Raw genomic sequence first — 15,321 nt, 5'->3', positions numbered from 1 at the left:
AAGAATTCTTGCAGGATTGTTTTTCATTATTCTAAACGACCATCTTTACGATAGGCGATGTCAGGTTGCCATGTCCATTGAGCTCCGTATTTTTCAAGGAGATCAAAGCTAGCCTGAGGTCCCATTGTACCAGCCTTGTAGTCATGAAGTGGAGCTCCATTTTCAGCCCAAAGTTTCTCAATACGGTCAATCAATTTCCATGATGCGCTTACTTCATTCCAGTGGCTAAAGTTTGTTGAGTTATTGTTCAAAACATCGTAGATCAGTTTTTCATATGGGTCTGGTGAAGCACCTGTAGCAGTCGCGTCCGTTCGATAGTCAAGAGAATTTGGCGCAAGGCTAAACTCTTCACCCACCTTTTTACCGTTAAGGCTAAGAGAGAATCCTTCAGTAGGTTGGATATAGATGGTAAGCACATTTGGTGCTAGTGGTTCACCGAAAATAGAATCCATTTGTTTGAAGATAATGTTCACGTGTGTTCCTTTTTCAGTGAGGCGTTTACCTGTACGGAAGAAGAAAGGTACATCACGGAAGCGATCAGTATCGACAAAGAAGGCACCTGACGCGAAGGTTTCTGTCATTGATTCTGGGTTAACATTTGGTTCGCTGCGGTAAGAAATGTATTTCATGCCATCTACTTTACCAGAACGATATTGACCACGGATGAAGTGCTCTTTAAGTTCCTCGTCTGTAGGGTGGTAAAGGTTCTTGAAGACTTTGATTTTCTCTGCGCGAATGTCATCCTTTGTAAAGCTTGCAGGCTTGTCCATAGCAAGGAGTGACAGAAGCTGAAGTGTGTGGTTTTGAACCATGTCTCGAAGGGCACCAGACTCATCATAGTAGCCACCCCGTTCTTCAACACCTAGACGCTCTGCAAATGTGATTTGAACATTATCGATGTGCTCACGATTCCAAACATTTTCAAAAATCATGTTGGCAAATCGGATAGCAAAAATGCTTTGAATCATTTCCTTACCAAGATAATGGTCGATACGATAGATTTGCTCTTCGTTAAAAGTTGCTAGAAGTTCTTCGTTTAGTTTGCTCGCAGTTTCATAGTCTGTACCGAAAGGTTTTTCAACAATCAAACGTTCAAAACCTTTACCGTCAACGATTTGCTCTGACTTGAGGTGTTTGGCGATGGTACCAAAGAACTGAGGTGCCATTGAGAGGAAGAAAAGCTTGTTGTGTTCAGTTTGATACTTTTCATTTAACTCAGCCTGAAGCTTACGTAATTCGATATAGTGCTCAGTGTCATTAACATCGTGACTTTGGTAGTAAAAATGACTAGCAAATGCTTGAGCCTCTTCTGCGCTATCTGCCAAGTCCAGAATAGATTCGACAACAACAGATTCGAAATACTCTTTACTCCAAGGTCTACGAGCAGTTCCAATAACAGCAAAATGATCAGAAAGATTACCTGATTTATAAAGTCTAAAGAGTGAAGGGTAAAGCTTGCGTTTAGCCAAATCTCCACTTGCACCGAAAATTGTAACAATAACTTTAGATGACATCGAGCTACCTAATTTCTATTTTGTTTCCTAGTCAAGCTAGTCATGAGGAATCCCCATTTTCATACCCTTTATTTTATCATAATTTTCTAAAAAATCCAAAATTCCAATACAAGTAAGAAAAAAACTGCAAGGTTTTCCTTGCAGTTTTTTTAAGCGTTGAGAACCTTGTCCAAAAATTCTTTTAGACGAGGGTGTTGTGGGTTATCAAAGATTTGGTCAGGGGTTCCATCTTCTAAGAATTCACCGTCTGCTGTAAAGATAACACGATTGGCAACCTTACGAGCAAATCCCATTTCATGGGTTACGATGATCATGGTCATACCTTGTTCAGCTAATTCCTTCATAACGTTAAGAACGTCGCCAACCATTTCAGGGTCAAGGGCAGAGGTTGGCTCGTCAAAGAGCATGATATCAGGATTCATTGCTAAACCTCGAGCGATAGCCACACGTTGTTTTTGTCCCCCTGATAGACTATCAGGATTAGCATTGGCCTTATCAGCAAGTCCAACTTTTTCAAGGAGTTCCATCCCTAATTTTTCAGCTTCAGCCTTGGTTAACAACTTATGCTCGATAGGAGCAAAAGTAATATTTTCCAATACAGTCATATGTGGAAATAGATTGAAGTGCTGGAAAACCATACCGACATTTTCACGAACATGGTCCACGTTGGTTGCTTTGTCAGTCAAATCATAACCATTAACTGTGATATGACCTTTTGTCCCCTCTTCGAGGAGATTCAAGCTACGCAAGAAAGTTGACTTACCTGACCCAGAAGGACCGATGATACAAACAACATCACCTTCGTAGAATTTTACAGAGATTCCTTTAAGAACCTTGTTTTTTCCATATTGTTTATGTAAATTATCGACATCAATTTTTAATTTTGCCATTATTGAATCCTCTTTTCTAAGCGTTTTGCTAGTCTAGTTAGAAGAGTGATAATCAAAAGGTAAAAGACTGCGAGAATTGCATACATTTTGAAACTTTGGTAGTTACGAGCAATGATAATTTTACCAGTTTGGAAGAGTTCTACAAGACCGATCGCAGATACGATTGTCGTATCTTTCAATGCGATAACAAATTGGTTAACGAAGTTTGGAAGCATGAGTTTGGTTGCTTGAGGCAAGACAATCTTACGCATGGTTTTTCCGTATGAAATACCAAGACTTCGGCTAGCTTCCATTTGTCCAACAGGAACGGCCTTAATACCACCACGAACAATTTCAGCGATGTAAGCTGATGAGTTTAGGGAGAGGGCAATTGTACCAGCGACAAAGTCGTTGATTGGACTTTGTTGACCTGTAAGGGACTCGATAAAGTTAGGAATGCCCCAGAAAATAAATGCTGCAAGAATCATCAATGGAATACCACGGATGACGTCAACAAAAATCTCCGAAATCAAACGAAGTGATTTATATGGGCTGACGCTAAACATACCAAAGATAATTCCGATGAAAATAGCAATTGCAAATGAAACAAGGGCTAAGGCAAGAGTAATTCCAAGGCCGCTAAGGAGTTGTTTGTAGTTATTTTTCAACAAGCCCCAAATAGTTGTCTCATCAGCAGTTGAAGTTGTGGTAGTAGAATCGCTAGCTAAATATTTATTAAGAATCTTTTGGAATTCTCCATTTGCCTTAAGATTTGCAAGTCCTTTATTGAACTTCTCTAGCAATTCTGGATTACTTCCTTTTTTAACAGCAAAGGCAGTTTCGCCAATTGGTGTACCTGCGATTGGTGTTTTTAGTTTTTGTCCTTTACTGATAGAGTATTTAATAACAGGTTCGTCGTCCATAACGGCATCTATTGAACCGGCATTTAAACTATCATACATAGAGGCAGCATCGGAAAAAGTTTTGATCTTATAACCATATTTGCTTTGATTCTCTGTTAGGAAGGTTTGTGAAGCAGTACCGTTTTTCACACCTACAGTTTTACCGTTCAAATCTTCATAAGAAGAAATGGTACTTGATTCTTTCACACCGAGAATGGTGTTTGCTGTATAGTAAGAGTCAGAGAAATCAAAAGTTTCTTTACGAGCATCAGTCACTGACATACCTGCAATGATACCGTCTGCTTGTCCAGACTGGACTGCGTTAATAGCAGCATCAAAACCAGGATTGGTAATCTCGACCTCAAAGCCTTGGTCTTCAGCGATAGCCTTGATTAGATCCATATCGATACCAGTGTATTGATTGCTTGAGTCTTGGAAAACAAATGGTGCAAATGACGAGTCACTGGCAATGACATACTTGGTTTTCTCAGTATCAGCTTTTACTAGTCCTAATGAGAAAATAGGAAATAAAATAAGCAAACAAGCTAGAATTTTTTTCTTCATGTGATGTCTCCTTTCAGGGTATTTTCAAATTATAGCAGAAAAAATTGAATCCGGCAAATATTTTATATTTCGATGTTAGAAGATATAACATATGAATGACAAAGGTATAAAATTGGTAATCGGAAAGTCTTCCCTTTTTATGGTAAAATAGAAGGATAGAAAATGTATATGAGGCTATTATGATAAATAGAATTACAGACAATAAATTTAAACTCGTATCTAAATACCAACCCTCTGGTGACCAACCGCAGGCTATCGAGCAGTTGGTGGATAACATCGAGGGAGGAGAAAAGGCTCAAATCCTGATGGGGGCGACTGGAACAGGGAAAACCTATACCATGAGTCAAGTGATTGCGCAAGTTAATAAGCCAACCTTGGTCATTGCCCACAATAAGACACTAGCAGGCCAGCTCTATGGGGAGTTCAAGGAATTTTTCCCAGAGAATGCTGTTGAGTACTTCGTTTCTTACTATGATTACTACCAGCCAGAAGCTTATGTGCCCTCTAGCGATACCTACATCGAAAAAGATAGCTCGGTCAATGACGAGATTGATAAATTACGCCACTCAGCAACATCAGCTTTGTTGGAGCGTAATGATGTTATCATTGTGGCATCAGTTTCTTGTATCTATGGTTTGGGTTCTCCAAAGGAATATGCTGATAGTGTGGTAAGTTTGCGTCCGGGTCTTGAGATTTCTCGAGATAAACTGCTGAACGACTTAGTAGATATCCAGTTTGAGCGCAATGACATCGACTTTCAACGGGGGAGATTCCGAGTCCGTGGGGATGTGGTGGAGATTTTCCCAGCCTCTCGTGACGAGCATGCCTTTCGTGTAGAGTTTTTCGGGGATGAGATTGACCGTATTCGTGAAGTCGAAGCTTTGACAGGGCAAGTTCTTGGTGAAGTGGATCACTTGGCGATTTTCCCAGCCACTCACTTTGTGACCAATGATGACCACATGGAAGTAGCTATTGCCAAGATTCAGGCCGAGTTGGAGGGGCAATTAGCTGTTTTTGAAAAGGAAGGTAAGCTCCTCGAAGCGCAACGTTTGAAACAACGGACAGAGTACGACATTGAGATGCTCCGTGAAATGGGTTATACCAATGGTGTCGAGAACTACTCACGTCACATGGATGGACGAAGCGAAGGAGAGCCTCCGTACACCCTTCTTGACTTCTTCCCTGATGATTTTCTGATTATGATTGATGAAAGTCACATGACCATGGGACAAATCAAGGGCATGTATAATGGAGACCGTTCGCGTAAGGAAATGTTGGTTAACTACGGTTTTCGTTTACCGTCTGCCTTGGACAACCGTCCCCTTCGTCGTGAAGAATTTGAAAGTCATATTCATCAGATTGTCTACGTTTCTGCGACACCGGGTGATTACGAGATGGAACAAACGGACACCGTGATTGAGCAGATTATCCGTCCGACTGGTCTTTTGGATCCAGAGGTGGAAGTGCGCCCAACGATGGGACAGATTGACGATTTGCTTGGTGAAATCAATGCCCGTGTTGAAAAGAACGAACGTACCTTTATCACTACCTTGACCAAGAAAATGGCAGAAGATTTGACGGATTACTTCAAGGAAATGGGGATCAAAGTCAAGTACATGCACTCGGATATCAAGACTTTAGAGCGGACAGAGATTATCCGTGACTTGCGTCTGGGTGTCTTTGATGTCTTGGTTGGAATTAACCTCCTTCGTGAAGGGATTGACGTACCTGAAGTCAGTTTAGTTGCCATTCTCGATGCCGACAAGGAAGGCTTCCTCCGTAATGAACGTGGTCTGATCCAAACCATTGGTCGTGCCGCCCGTAATAGTGAAGGTCATGTCATCATGTATGCTGACACAGTGACTCAGTCTATGCAAAAAGCCATTGATGAAACAGCTCGTCGTCGTAAAATTCAGATGGCTTATAATAAAGAACACGGTATTGTTCCCCAAACCATAAAGAAGGAAATCCGTGACCTGATTTCTGTTACAAAAGCTGTGGCTAAGGAAGAAGATAAAGAAGTCGACATCAATAGCCTTAACAAACAAGAACGCAAAGAATTGGTTAAGAAACTAGAAAAACAAATGCAAGAAGCCGTCGAAGTGCTTGATTTCGAGTTGGCAGCTCAAATACGTGATATGATGTTGGAAGTCAAGGCTTTGGATTAGATAGGAGAAGACGAATGAAAATTCTAGTCATCAATGGACACCCTGATAAGGAAAGTTACTGTCAGGCTATTTTTCAAACCATTGTAGAAAATATTGATTCAAAGCACCATGAAGTTGAAGTCATCAACCTTAATGAAGAGAACTTTGATCCTGTTTTACGTTATGGCTATCGAAAACGTATGGAAGAAGATTCTTTTATCCTTCGTTCCCAAGAATTAATACAGTGGGCAGATCATTTCATATTTGTTTATCCCATCTGGTGGAGTAGTATGCCGAGCCTTATGAAGGGCTGGATTGACCGGGTCTTTACTCCAGGGATTGCTTACTCTGCTAATGATCAGGGGAGTTTTATCTGGAATTACCTTAGAGGCAAGCAGTTTAAAAAGTTATTAAAAGGGAAAACAGCCAGTATTTACGCAACCTCCATGGCACCCACTTGGTGGTACAAAATCTTTTCGGGTCCTATCAACATTCCAGATAGCTATGGCATCTCTGTTTTGAAAAATGCGGTCTTGAATCACTGTGGAATTAAAACTAAGCGCGTGTGCGTACTAGGTGAAGTTGGACGGGATGTGAATACCGCTAGTATGCGGGAAAAGCATCTCAAAAAGGTCGCAGCAGAAGTGAAGAAACTATCATAAAACAAGATAATAAAATAGAGAAAACATCAAAAAACACTATAAGCCAAATCAAAAAATAAGCTGGCTGGATAAAGTAAAATTGTGGTTGCTACAGCATTCAAAAATAGCTTTTCTATTAGATAGTAGTATATTTTTCTTATCAGCTTTTGGGATAATCTATTTGTTGCTTGGGACAACTCTTCTTCCAAAACCCTATCAAAACTTTAATTATGTCTTTCCACTTTTTATGAATCTAGTATTCTTAGTGAATATACTTTATCAGGGTATTTTTAGAGATAATTTCGATGGAATGACTAGACTCCAAGATTTTACAAATCCATTCTTGTACCTAAATGGAGTAGGTTTGTTGTTTCACTCATTTTTCGGAATAATGGGTCGAAATAGAAAGTCTATTCCTCCCTTGCTAACCTTAGATCACCGTTACATCTGGTTTCCAATCGTTACTTATATAACCTTCTTCTTAGTGCCTGCTTTGATTATTTTAATTTCCAAGCATATTGAAAAGAAAAAAAGAAAATAAGAAAATAAGGAAAATCCACTCAAATGAAAAAGAATAAAAGATATTCAAATACAAAAAAGAATTTATCAAGGAGAGAAAGTTTTCAGCTCTGGCTAGATTCTCATAAATTTTTAGGATTCTTCTTGATCCTCGGTCTTATCCTAGCAATAGGACTAAGTTTGAATCTAATTTTTGAAAGTCTTCCTATTCCTTCGCCATACAGAGATATCAACTATAGTTTTCCAATATATATAAATCTTTTTTGTCTGGTCTATCGATTATTTGACTATTGGTTCCTAGACTTGACTAGGACAAGAATGACGATAAAAAGATATGCAGATTTATTTATCTATCTTAATAGTATCGGTTTAATAGTTCATCTCTTTATTGGGATTGGTGGGAAAAATAGTAAAGGGATTTTACCTTCTCTCTTATCTCTAGATCACCGCTACATCTGGTTTCCAATTCTTACTTATATAACCTTCTTCTTAGTGGCTACTTTGATCATTTTAATTTCCAAATATATTAAAAAGAAAAGGAGTTAATCATGCTAAAACATCTAACTATATTTAGGATTCTTTACCTTATGTTTCTTGTATTTGTCCTGATTCATTTTATCTTAGGCTTGTTCGGTTTTGCTTTTACACCTATTGTGTGGAACATCTGGTTATTTAGTCTTTGCCTTACTTTATTTATTCATCCATGGACTATCTTCTATAAAACTAGAATCTTTCAATGGCATCATCTGATTTTTCAGGCTCTCAGTGGCTTTTTCGCTCTTTTAATCTGGTTTATGATCTTTTTCATTTTATCCACGGTTCCAGATTCATCTATGCCTATCAATTTAGACTACTATGTGATTAGGGAAAAAAATGAAATCAGAATCAACAGAGGATTCTTACTCCATGAAATTCATGAATATCATGACTGGATTAATCCTTTGATTATGAAATCTAAAGTTAAGTACATGATAGAAAATTAAAGATTAGAAAGTGAATCCTATGTCACGAGCACAATTAACGATTTTAACAAATATTTGTCTGATTGAAGATCTTGAAAAGAAGCGCGTTGTTATGCAGTATCGATCACCCGAAAGCAACCATTGGTCTGGCTATGCCTTTCCAGGAGGCCATGTCGAAGACGGAGAGGCTTTTACAGAGTCAGTTATTCGTGAAATATACGAGGAAACAGGTCTGACGATTCAAAATCCTCAACTTGTCGGCATTAAAAATTGGCCGTTAGATACAGGTGAGCGTTATATTGTCTTTTGTTATAAGGCGACTGAGTTTACTGGTACTCTACAATCATCTGAAGAAGGAGAAGTGTCCTGGATAGAAAAAGACCAGATTCCAAATTTGGATCTGGCCTATGATATGTTACCTTTGATGGAGATGATGGAAGCTCCAGACAAGTCTGAATTTTTCTACCGTCACCGTACAGAGGATGGGTGGGAAAAGAGAACCTTCTAATCTTTTACTAAATAACCAAGCTGGTCCAAGGCCTTCTCGATATAGAGGAGGTCTTGTTCGTTTTCAGCTTCGACTAGGTGATAATGGACGCCATCTGTTAATTCAGATAGGGGGCGAAAATCAGACGTCTTAACTTGGTTTAAAAAGTGCTCCACATCGCGTCTACAACTTAGTTTGAGGAGGGTTTCGATTTCCCCGTAGACAGGATGGTCAATAAGGATATTTTGAACCCGTCCTCCGTTATCAACGATAGCAAGTAATTCTTGCCCCATATCTTCCTCTTTATGTTTGACCTTAAAGAGTTTATGAACAAAAGAATTGGCTTTGTTTTCTTTATAGATATACCCACGATTGGTTGATAGGATAGGAGCACCATCTGCACGAAGCACAGCTATATCCTGAACAATAATCTGACGAGTTACATGAAAATGTTCTGCTAAGCTTTGTCCGTTTAGAGGTTTTGGAGCTTCTTTTAAGAGTTGTAAAAGGGTTTCTTTTCTATTTTTTGTCATAGTCTCTTTCTTAATGGCGTTTTTTTAGTGCTTTATAAACAGCTAATGCTAAGTAATAGTCTATCATACTATGAACAATAGTTCCAAAACCAACTAATACAAAGAGAACATAGAACATATTTTTTAGGTCTGTTCCTGTACTAGCATAGAAGATGATACAAGCAAAGACTTCGGCGATAGCATGTACTAAACCAAGTACAAAGTTAAAAATCAAGGAAGATTTCTTGTTGTCCAAGGTTTGAGGATGTTTTTGAAGGTAGAAAGCTCCCAGGGTTCCAAAGAAGATATGAGAAAAAGCTCGAAGTACGATAACAATCGGATAACCGGCTAGTAAGAATCCAATACTAGAAGCAATAATGACAAAAATAGCCATCCATGGAGAGAGAAACATAGCAATGAAGATGGCCACGTGGCTTCCAAGAGTGTAGGAAGCGGGAGGAATAACGATTTTAAATGGCATCACTATAGGAATCAAAATAGCGATAGCGGTTAGCAATGCGGTTACAGTCATGAATTGGGTTTTCTTTTTTGTATTCATAATAACTCCTTTTTCTGTATATACAGTTGTATAGTACACTAAAATTTTAAACTAGTCAAGGAGCAAATTGCATTTCTGGAGAAAAATCGTTAAAATATAGTAAATAATCTTATTAAAAGTGGAGAGTTGAGATGGTAGATATTCTTTACCCGATTTTTGTCATTTATTATACATCTAAGCTGAAGAAAACTGGATTACGAGTATCAAAATTTACTACATTTACCGCCTATAGTTTCTTAATGATTTCTTTAATTCAAATTGCTTTTGGATCACTAGCACTAATTGTTTTTAGTATACCCATTTTCGGTTTTCTATATTTTCGTGCGATAGGAGTGATTCTTTTTCACATTAGTATTATTTATGGAATGATTTTGCTTTTCTTGTCATTAACACTATTCTTAGACAGTCAAAAATCTAATCAGGACATTCAAAACACGGAAAATACTCCATTCATATTTCATGTGTTAATGTTGCTCTTTCATGCGCTCTTAATCTATAATACCTTGGTACCAATCTTTTCAATTTACTGAGAAAATATAAAAAATATTCTTCTCTAAGTGGCAGTAGAATTGAGAAAAAACTTAAATTTTTTTAAAAAATACTTGCTTTGATAGAATTATTGTGATATACTTATAAACGGTTTGAAAAAACTGCCTAAGACAGTAGGGGAGCAAGACTCATAAATATCCTACCGAGGACAAAACGTATCATGTAAAAAGAAGCGTATTGTACTTTCGTGTCTAGGTTTGGGCGCGTTTTTCTTTTGGAAAAATTCCCCAAGCAAAATAATTACGGAGGTGAACACACTAATGAGTGAAGCAATTATTGCTAAGAAAGCGGAACTAGTTGACGTAGTAGCTGAGAAAATGAAAGCTGCTGCATCAATCGTCGTTGTAGACGCTCGTGGTTTGACAGTTGAACAAGATACAGTTCTTCGTCGTGAGCTTCGTGGAAGCGAAGTTGAGTATAAAGTTATTAAAAACTCAATCTTACGTCGTGCAGCTGAACAAGCTGGACTTGAAGATCTTGCATCTGTTTTTGTTGGACCATCTGCAGTAGCATTTTCTAACGAAGATGTTATCGCACCAGCGAAAATCTTGAACGACTTTTCTAAAAACGCTGAAGCACTTGAAATCAAAGGTGGTGCAATCGAAGGCGCTGTCGCATCAAAAGAAGAGATTCTTGCTCTTGCAACTCTTCCAAGTCGCGAAGGACTTCTTTCTATGCTCCTTTCTGTACTTCAAGCGCCAGTGCGCAACGTTGCTCTTGCAGTCAAAGCGGTTGCAGACAACAAAGAAGACGCAGCTTAATCATAAGCTACGCAGCGTAGCCTAGCTACAAAAAAATAACAAAATTAAATTTAAACTTATTTGGAGGAAATAACAATGGCATTGAACATTGAAAACATTATTGCTGAAATTAAAGAAGCTTCAATCCTTGAATTGAACGACCTTGTAAAAGCTATCGAAGAAGAATTTGGTGTAACTGCAGCTGCTCCTGTAGCTGTTGCTGCAGCTGGTGCTGCTGACGCTGGTGCTGCTAAAGACTCATTTGACGTTGAATTGACAGCTGCTGGTGACAAAAAAGTTGGCGTTATCAAAGTTGTACGTGAAATCACTGGTCTTGGACTTAAAGAAGCTAAAGAACTTGTTGATGGTGCACCAGGTGTTATCAAAGAAGGCGTTCCAACTGCAGAAGCTGAAGAAATCAAAGCTAAATTGGAAGAAGCTGGAGCTTCAGTTACTCTTAAATAATAGAGCGACTACATTTGTAGCTTAAAAACATGATTAAACCGCTATTCTTAGGAGTAGCGGTTTTTCTTTTTGTTCAAAAAGGGGCAAAAAAGGGACAACGATGTTAAATTGGTGTGTCTAGTTTAGATGATTTAGAAAAGATTCCTTATGAAAATAATTTACTTTTGAATTTCATTTTGTTATAATAGACCCAAGAAAGAATATCTTATTGGTAAATCCTAAGCGAGTCTGAGATAGTGAGAGTCAGGTGATTGAGAGATAAGTGTGGCGCTTTTGGTATTTTAATAAAGATAATGAAGTAATAAATTAGGGTGGAACCGCGTTTTTGACGCCCCTAGGTCACTTGACTTAGGAGCAAAGACACGGTTTTTTTGTATCCAAAGTCACAAGAATAAAAAAAAGGAGTAAAACATGTCCAAAAAATTAACCTTCCAAGAAATTATTTTGACCTTGCAGCAATACTGGAATGACCAGGGTTGTATGCTGATGCAGGCTTATGATAACGAAAAAGGTGCGGGAACAATGAGTCCTTATACCTTCCTCCGTGCTATTGGTCCTGAACCATGGAACGCAGCTTATGTAGAGCCATCTCGTCGTCCAGCAGATGGTCGTTACGGGGAAAACCCAAACCGTCTCTACCAACACCATCAATTCCAAGTGGTTATGAAACCATCACCTTCAAACATCCAAGAGCTCTACCTTGAGTCGTTGGAGAAATTGGGTATTAATCCTTTGGAACACGATATCCGCTTCGTTGAAGATAACTGGGAAAACCCATCAACTGGTTCAGCTGGTCTTGGTTGGGAAGTTTGGCTTGATGGTATGGAGATTACTCAGTTCACTTATTTCCAACAAGTCGGTGGCTTAGCTACTGGTCCTGTTACAGCTGAAGTTACTTATGGTTTAGAGCGTTTAGCTTCTTACATTCAAGAAGTAGATTCTGTTTATGATATTGAGTGGGCTCCAGGAGTTAAATATGGAGAAATCTTCCTTCAGCCAGAATATGAACACTCAAAATACAGCTTTGAAGTTTCTGACCAAGATATGCTTCTTGAAAACTTCGAAAAATTTGAAAAAGAAGCAGGACGTGCTTTGGAATTGGGCCTTGTCCATCCAGCCTATGATTACGTTTTGAAATGTTCACATACCTTCAACCTACTCGACGCTCGTGGTGCTGTTTCTGTTACAGAACGTGCTGGTTATATTGCCCGCATCCGTAACTTGGCTCGTGTCGTAGCCAAAACCTTCGTCGCAGAACGCAAGAAACTCGGTTACCCACTTCTAGATGAAGTCACACGTGCTCAACTCCTAGCAGAAGAGGAAGAATAAAGAGTGTATTAGATAGGATTGGTTGATAGAGCAATCCTACAGAACCAGTTGCCGCAGTGATAAAGGTATCGTTAGAGAAACTAACGATACCAGGCAAAATTGGAGACCTTAGGCTCCAATTTTAGCAATGAAACGACGAAGTCGGTTGCTTGCGTGCCAATCACATAAGGCAAACTGGAAAAAAAGATATTTTTCGGAGAAAAAACATGACAAAAAACTTATTAGTAGAATTAGGACTCGAAGAGTTACCAGCCTACGTTGTCACACCAAGTGAAAAACAACTAGGTGAAAAAATGGCAGCCTTCTTGGATGAAAATCGCCTTTCATACGAAGGGATTCAAACTTTCTCAACTCCACGTCGTTTGGCTGTTCGTGTACTTGGTTTAGCAGACCAACAAACAGATTTGACTGAAGATTTTAAAGGACCTTCTAAGAAAATCGCCTTGGATGAAGAAGGGAACTTTTCTAAAGCAGCTCAAGGATTCGTCCGTGGAAAAGGCTTGACAGTTGATGATATTGAATTCCGTGAAATTAAAGGTGAAGAATATGTCTATGTAACCAAGCATGAAGCTGGAAAACCTGCTGAGGAAGTGTTGACAGGGATTCCAGAAGTATTGGCTAGCCTTAGCTTCCCAGTAAGTATGCACTGGGCAAATAATACCTTTGAATACATTCGTCCTGTCCATACTTTGATAGTCCTTTTGGATGATGAAGCTCTTGAAATGGACTTCCTAGACATCCATTCAGGCAGAGTGAGCCGTGGACATCGTTTCCTTGGACATGAAGTGGAAATTCGTCATGCTGATAGTTACGAAGAAGACTTACGCAAAGTCTATGTCATTGCTGATAGCATTGAACGTGAAAATATGATTCGTGAACAAATCAAGGAAATTGAAGCAGAACAAGGCGTTCAAGTACAGATTGATGAAGGACTTTTAAACGAAGTCTTAAACTTGGTCGAATATCCAACCGCTTTTATGGGTAATTTTGATCCTAAATACCTAGAAGTTCCAGAAGAAGTTTTGGTTACTTCAATGGAAACTCATCAACGCTACTTTGTAGTCCGTGATCTTGAAGGAAATCTAAAACCAAACTTCATTTCAGTTCGTAACGGAAATGCTGAACACTTGGGAAATGTCATTCGAGGAAATGAGAAAGTTTTGGTTGCTCGTTTGGAAGATGGAGAATTCTTCTGGCGTGAAGACCAAAAACTCAAGATTGAAGATTTAGTTGCTAAACTTTCACACGTTACCTTCCATGAAAAGATTGGTTCTCTTCGTGAACACATGATTCGTACAGGGCAAATTGCTATCCAGCTAGCTGAAAAAGCTGGTCTATCAGTTGATGAATCTATTGATCTTGCTCGTGCTGCAGCCATTTATAAATTTGACCTCTTAACCGGTATGGTTGGTGAATTTGATGAGCTTCAAGGGATCATGGGTGAGAAATATGCGCTTCTCGCTGGTGAAAATGCGGCAGTAGCACAAGCTATTCGTGAGCACTATCTTCCAGATTCAGCTGACGGAGCCCTTCCTGAGTCTAAAGTTGGTGCTATCCTTGCACTAGCTGATAAATTAGATACTCTCTTATCTTTCTTCTCGGTTGGCTTGATTCCATCAGGTTCAAACGACCCGTATGCTCTTCGACGTGCAACACAAGGAATTGTTCGAATCTTGGAAGACTTTGGTTGGAAGATTCCAATGGACGAATTGATTGCGAGCCTTTATGCCTTATCATTTGAAAGTCTAACTTATGATAATCAAGAAGAAGTGCTTAACTTCATTAAAGCTCGTGTTGATAAGATGATGGGTTCTACTGCAAAAGATATCAAAGAAGCTGTTCTCGCAAGTTCGAATTTTGTTGTTTCTGATATGATTGAAGCTGCAGAAGCTTTAACCGAAGCTGCAAATACTGAAGATTACAAATCATCAGTTGAATCTCTCTCTCGTGCCTTTAACTTAGCCGAAAAGGCAGATGGTTCAGTCAAAGTTGATTCAAGTCTCTTTGAAAATGAACAAGAAAGAGAACTAGCTCAAGCTGTAGAAAGATTAGAATTGCAAGGTTCAGCTAGTGATAAATTAACGCAACTATTTGCTCTTAGTCCAGTAATTGATGCATTCTTTGACAATACCATGGTTATGGCAGAAGATGTTGATGTGAAGAACAACCGTTTAGCTATCCTTGCTGAACTTGTTAATAAAGCAAAAACAGTGGCTGCTTTCAATCTTCTCAATACAAAATAAATTGGAGGTCCAAATATGACACCAGAAAAAATCGCTCGTATTAATGAGCTTGCTAAAAAGAAAAAAACAGAAGGTTTGACTGCGGAAGAAAAAATAGAACAAGCCCAACTTCGTGAAGAATACATTGAGGGATATCGTCGAGCAGTTCGTCACCATGTTGAAGGAATTAAAATCGTGGATGAGGAAGGAAACGACGTGACACCGGAAAAGCTTCGTCAGGTACAACGTGAAAAAGGCTTGCATGGTCGAAGTCTTGACGATCCAAATTCCTAAGTTAAATAAAACAAAACAAAACTCGGTTAGTGTATGCTATCCGAGT

15 protein-coding genes and 1 other annotated feature are annotated in these 15,321 nt (G+C 38.9%); of the genes, 10 read left to right on the top strand and 5 right to left on the bottom strand.

Annotated elements, in window-relative coordinates:
• Positions 1–26 precede the first annotated feature (26 nt).
• The 3 genes from zwf to HW271_RS05250 form a co-directional block, all read right to left on the bottom strand.
• On the bottom strand, positions 27–1,514 hold the full coding sequence (zwf, locus tag HW271_RS05260; protein WP_178895136.1) for a glucose-6-phosphate dehydrogenase: 1,488 nt from the start codon (positions 1,512–1,514) through the stop codon (positions 27–29).
• Between the two features lie 149 nt (positions 1,515–1,663).
• Positions 1,664–2,404: an amino acid ABC transporter ATP-binding protein gene (locus HW271_RS05255; RefSeq protein WP_178895135.1), complete on the bottom strand. Its 741-nt coding sequence runs from the start codon at positions 2,402–2,404 to the stop codon at positions 1,664–1,666.
• The gene (locus HW271_RS05250) at positions 2,404–3,849 is read right to left on the bottom strand and encodes an amino acid ABC transporter substrate-binding protein/permease (RefSeq protein ID WP_178895134.1); all 1,446 of its coding nucleotides are present in this window, start codon (positions 3,847–3,849) and stop codon (positions 2,404–2,406) included. The genes HW271_RS05255 and HW271_RS05250 overlap by 1 nt, the downstream gene beginning before the upstream one ends.
• A 179-nt stretch (positions 3,850–4,028) precedes the next feature.
• On the opposite strand from HW271_RS05250, the gene uvrB reads away from it, so the two are divergent.
• From uvrB to HW271_RS05230, 5 genes are all read left to right on the top strand, one after another.
• On the top strand, positions 4,029–6,017 hold the full coding sequence (uvrB, locus tag HW271_RS05245; RefSeq protein WP_178895133.1) for an excinuclease ABC subunit UvrB: 1,989 nt from the start codon (positions 4,029–4,031) through the stop codon (positions 6,015–6,017).
• Positions 6,018–6,031: 14 nt separating this feature from the next.
• Positions 6,032–6,658 carry an NAD(P)H-dependent oxidoreductase gene (locus HW271_RS05240; protein ID WP_178895132.1) on the top strand — a complete coding sequence of 209 codons (627 nt, stop codon included), beginning with the start codon at positions 6,032–6,034 and terminating at the stop codon, positions 6,656–6,658.
• Positions 6,659–7,201: 543 nt separating this feature from the next.
• Positions 7,202–7,702, top strand: coding sequence for a hypothetical protein (locus tag HW271_RS08795; RefSeq protein WP_229026667.1), 501 nt, complete (start codon positions 7,202–7,204; stop codon positions 7,700–7,702).
• A 2-nt stretch (positions 7,703–7,704) separates the two neighbouring features.
• On the top strand, positions 7,705–8,139 hold the full coding sequence (locus tag HW271_RS08790; RefSeq protein WP_229026665.1) for a hypothetical protein: 435 nt from the start codon (positions 7,705–7,707) through the stop codon (positions 8,137–8,139).
• Positions 8,140–8,158: 19 nt separating this feature from the next.
• Entirely contained in the window at positions 8,159–8,626 is a 468-nt protein-coding gene (locus tag HW271_RS05230; protein ID WP_178895131.1) for an 8-oxo-dGTP diphosphatase, read from the top strand.
• Here the strand turns inward: HW271_RS05230 and HW271_RS05225 are convergent.
• Together HW271_RS05225 and HW271_RS05220 are read right to left on the bottom strand one after the other, a co-directional pair.
• Positions 8,623–9,138, bottom strand: a complete 516-nt coding sequence (locus tag HW271_RS05225) for a transcription repressor NadR (RefSeq protein WP_178895130.1) — start codon at positions 9,136–9,138, stop codon at positions 8,623–8,625. The two genes, HW271_RS05230 and HW271_RS05225, sit on opposite strands and share 4 nt — an antisense overlap.
• Positions 9,139–9,148: 10 nt before the next feature.
• A complete protein-coding gene (locus tag HW271_RS05220) occupies positions 9,149–9,676 on the bottom strand; it encodes an ECF transporter S component (protein WP_178895129.1) in 528 nt (175 codons plus the stop codon).
• A 635-nt stretch (positions 9,677–10,311) separates the two neighbouring features.
• Positions 10,312–10,447, top strand: a sequence feature (ribosomal protein L10 leader region).
• A gap of 38 nt (positions 10,448–10,485) precedes the next feature.
• Here HW271_RS05220 and rplJ point away from each other — a divergent pair.
• The 5 genes from rplJ to HW271_RS05195 all read left to right on the top strand — a co-directional run bounded on the left by rplJ (position 10,486) and on the right by HW271_RS05195 (position 15,275).
• On the top strand, positions 10,486–10,986 hold the full coding sequence (gene rplJ, locus HW271_RS05215) for a 50S ribosomal protein L10 (protein WP_178895128.1): 501 nt from the start codon (positions 10,486–10,488) through the stop codon (positions 10,984–10,986).
• A gap of 75 nt (positions 10,987–11,061) precedes the next feature.
• Entirely contained in the window at positions 11,062–11,430 is a 369-nt protein-coding gene (rplL, locus tag HW271_RS05210) for a 50S ribosomal protein L7/L12 (protein ID WP_001196964.1), read from the top strand.
• Positions 11,431–11,841: 411 nt separating this feature from the next.
• Positions 11,842–12,759, top strand: a complete 918-nt coding sequence (glyQ, locus tag HW271_RS05205; protein ID WP_178895127.1) for a glycine--tRNA ligase subunit alpha — start codon at positions 11,842–11,844, stop codon at positions 12,757–12,759.
• Positions 12,760–12,965: 206 nt separating this feature from the next.
• Complete coding sequence (glyS, locus tag HW271_RS05200; RefSeq protein ID WP_178895126.1) at positions 12,966–15,002, top strand: glycine--tRNA ligase subunit beta; 2,037 nt, start codon at positions 12,966–12,968, stop codon at positions 15,000–15,002.
• Positions 15,003–15,017: 15 nt separating this feature from the next.
• The gene (locus HW271_RS05195) at positions 15,018–15,275 is read left to right on the top strand and encodes a DUF896 family protein (RefSeq protein ID WP_178895125.1); all 258 of its coding nucleotides are present in this window, start codon (positions 15,018–15,020) and stop codon (positions 15,273–15,275) included.
• Positions 15,276–15,321: the final 46 nt, after the last annotated feature.

The organism is Streptococcus sp. oral taxon 061, from assembly GCF_013394695.1.
GTDB lineage: Bacteria > Bacillota > Bacilli > Lactobacillales > Streptococcaceae > Streptococcus.
This window is presented reverse-complemented; position numbering and strand designations above follow the sequence as displayed.

Coding starts and splice junctions, on each gene's coding strand:
- zwf (WP_178895136.1), bottom strand. CDS start 1,514: ATGTCATCTAAAGTTATTGTTACAATTTTCGGTGCAAGTGGAGATTTG.
- HW271_RS05255 (WP_178895135.1), bottom strand. CDS start 2,404: ATGGCAAAATTAAAAATTGATGTCGATAATTTACATAAACAATATGGA.
- HW271_RS05250 (WP_178895134.1), bottom strand. CDS start 3,849: ATGAAGAAAAAAATTCTAGCTTGTTTGCTTATTTTATTTCCTATTTTC.
- uvrB (WP_178895133.1), top strand. CDS start 4,029: ATGATAAATAGAATTACAGACAATAAATTTAAACTCGTATCTAAATAC.
- HW271_RS05240 (WP_178895132.1), top strand. CDS start 6,032: ATGAAAATTCTAGTCATCAATGGACACCCTGATAAGGAAAGTTACTGT.
- HW271_RS08795 (WP_229026667.1), top strand. CDS start 7,202: ATGAAAAAGAATAAAAGATATTCAAATACAAAAAAGAATTTATCAAGG.
- HW271_RS08790 (WP_229026665.1), top strand. CDS start 7,705: ATGCTAAAACATCTAACTATATTTAGGATTCTTTACCTTATGTTTCTT.
- HW271_RS05230 (WP_178895131.1), top strand. CDS start 8,159: ATGTCACGAGCACAATTAACGATTTTAACAAATATTTGTCTGATTGAA.
- HW271_RS05225 (WP_178895130.1), bottom strand. CDS start 9,138: ATGACAAAAAATAGAAAAGAAACCCTTTTACAACTCTTAAAAGAAGCT.
- HW271_RS05220 (WP_178895129.1), bottom strand. CDS start 9,676: ATGAATACAAAAAAGAAAACCCAATTCATGACTGTAACCGCATTGCTA.
- rplJ (WP_178895128.1), top strand. CDS start 10,486: ATGAGTGAAGCAATTATTGCTAAGAAAGCGGAACTAGTTGACGTAGTA.
- rplL (WP_001196964.1), top strand. CDS start 11,062: ATGGCATTGAACATTGAAAACATTATTGCTGAAATTAAAGAAGCTTCA.
- glyQ (WP_178895127.1), top strand. CDS start 11,842: ATGTCCAAAAAATTAACCTTCCAAGAAATTATTTTGACCTTGCAGCAA.
- glyS (WP_178895126.1), top strand. CDS start 12,966: ATGACAAAAAACTTATTAGTAGAATTAGGACTCGAAGAGTTACCAGCC.
- HW271_RS05195 (WP_178895125.1), top strand. CDS start 15,018: ATGACACCAGAAAAAATCGCTCGTATTAATGAGCTTGCTAAAAAGAAA.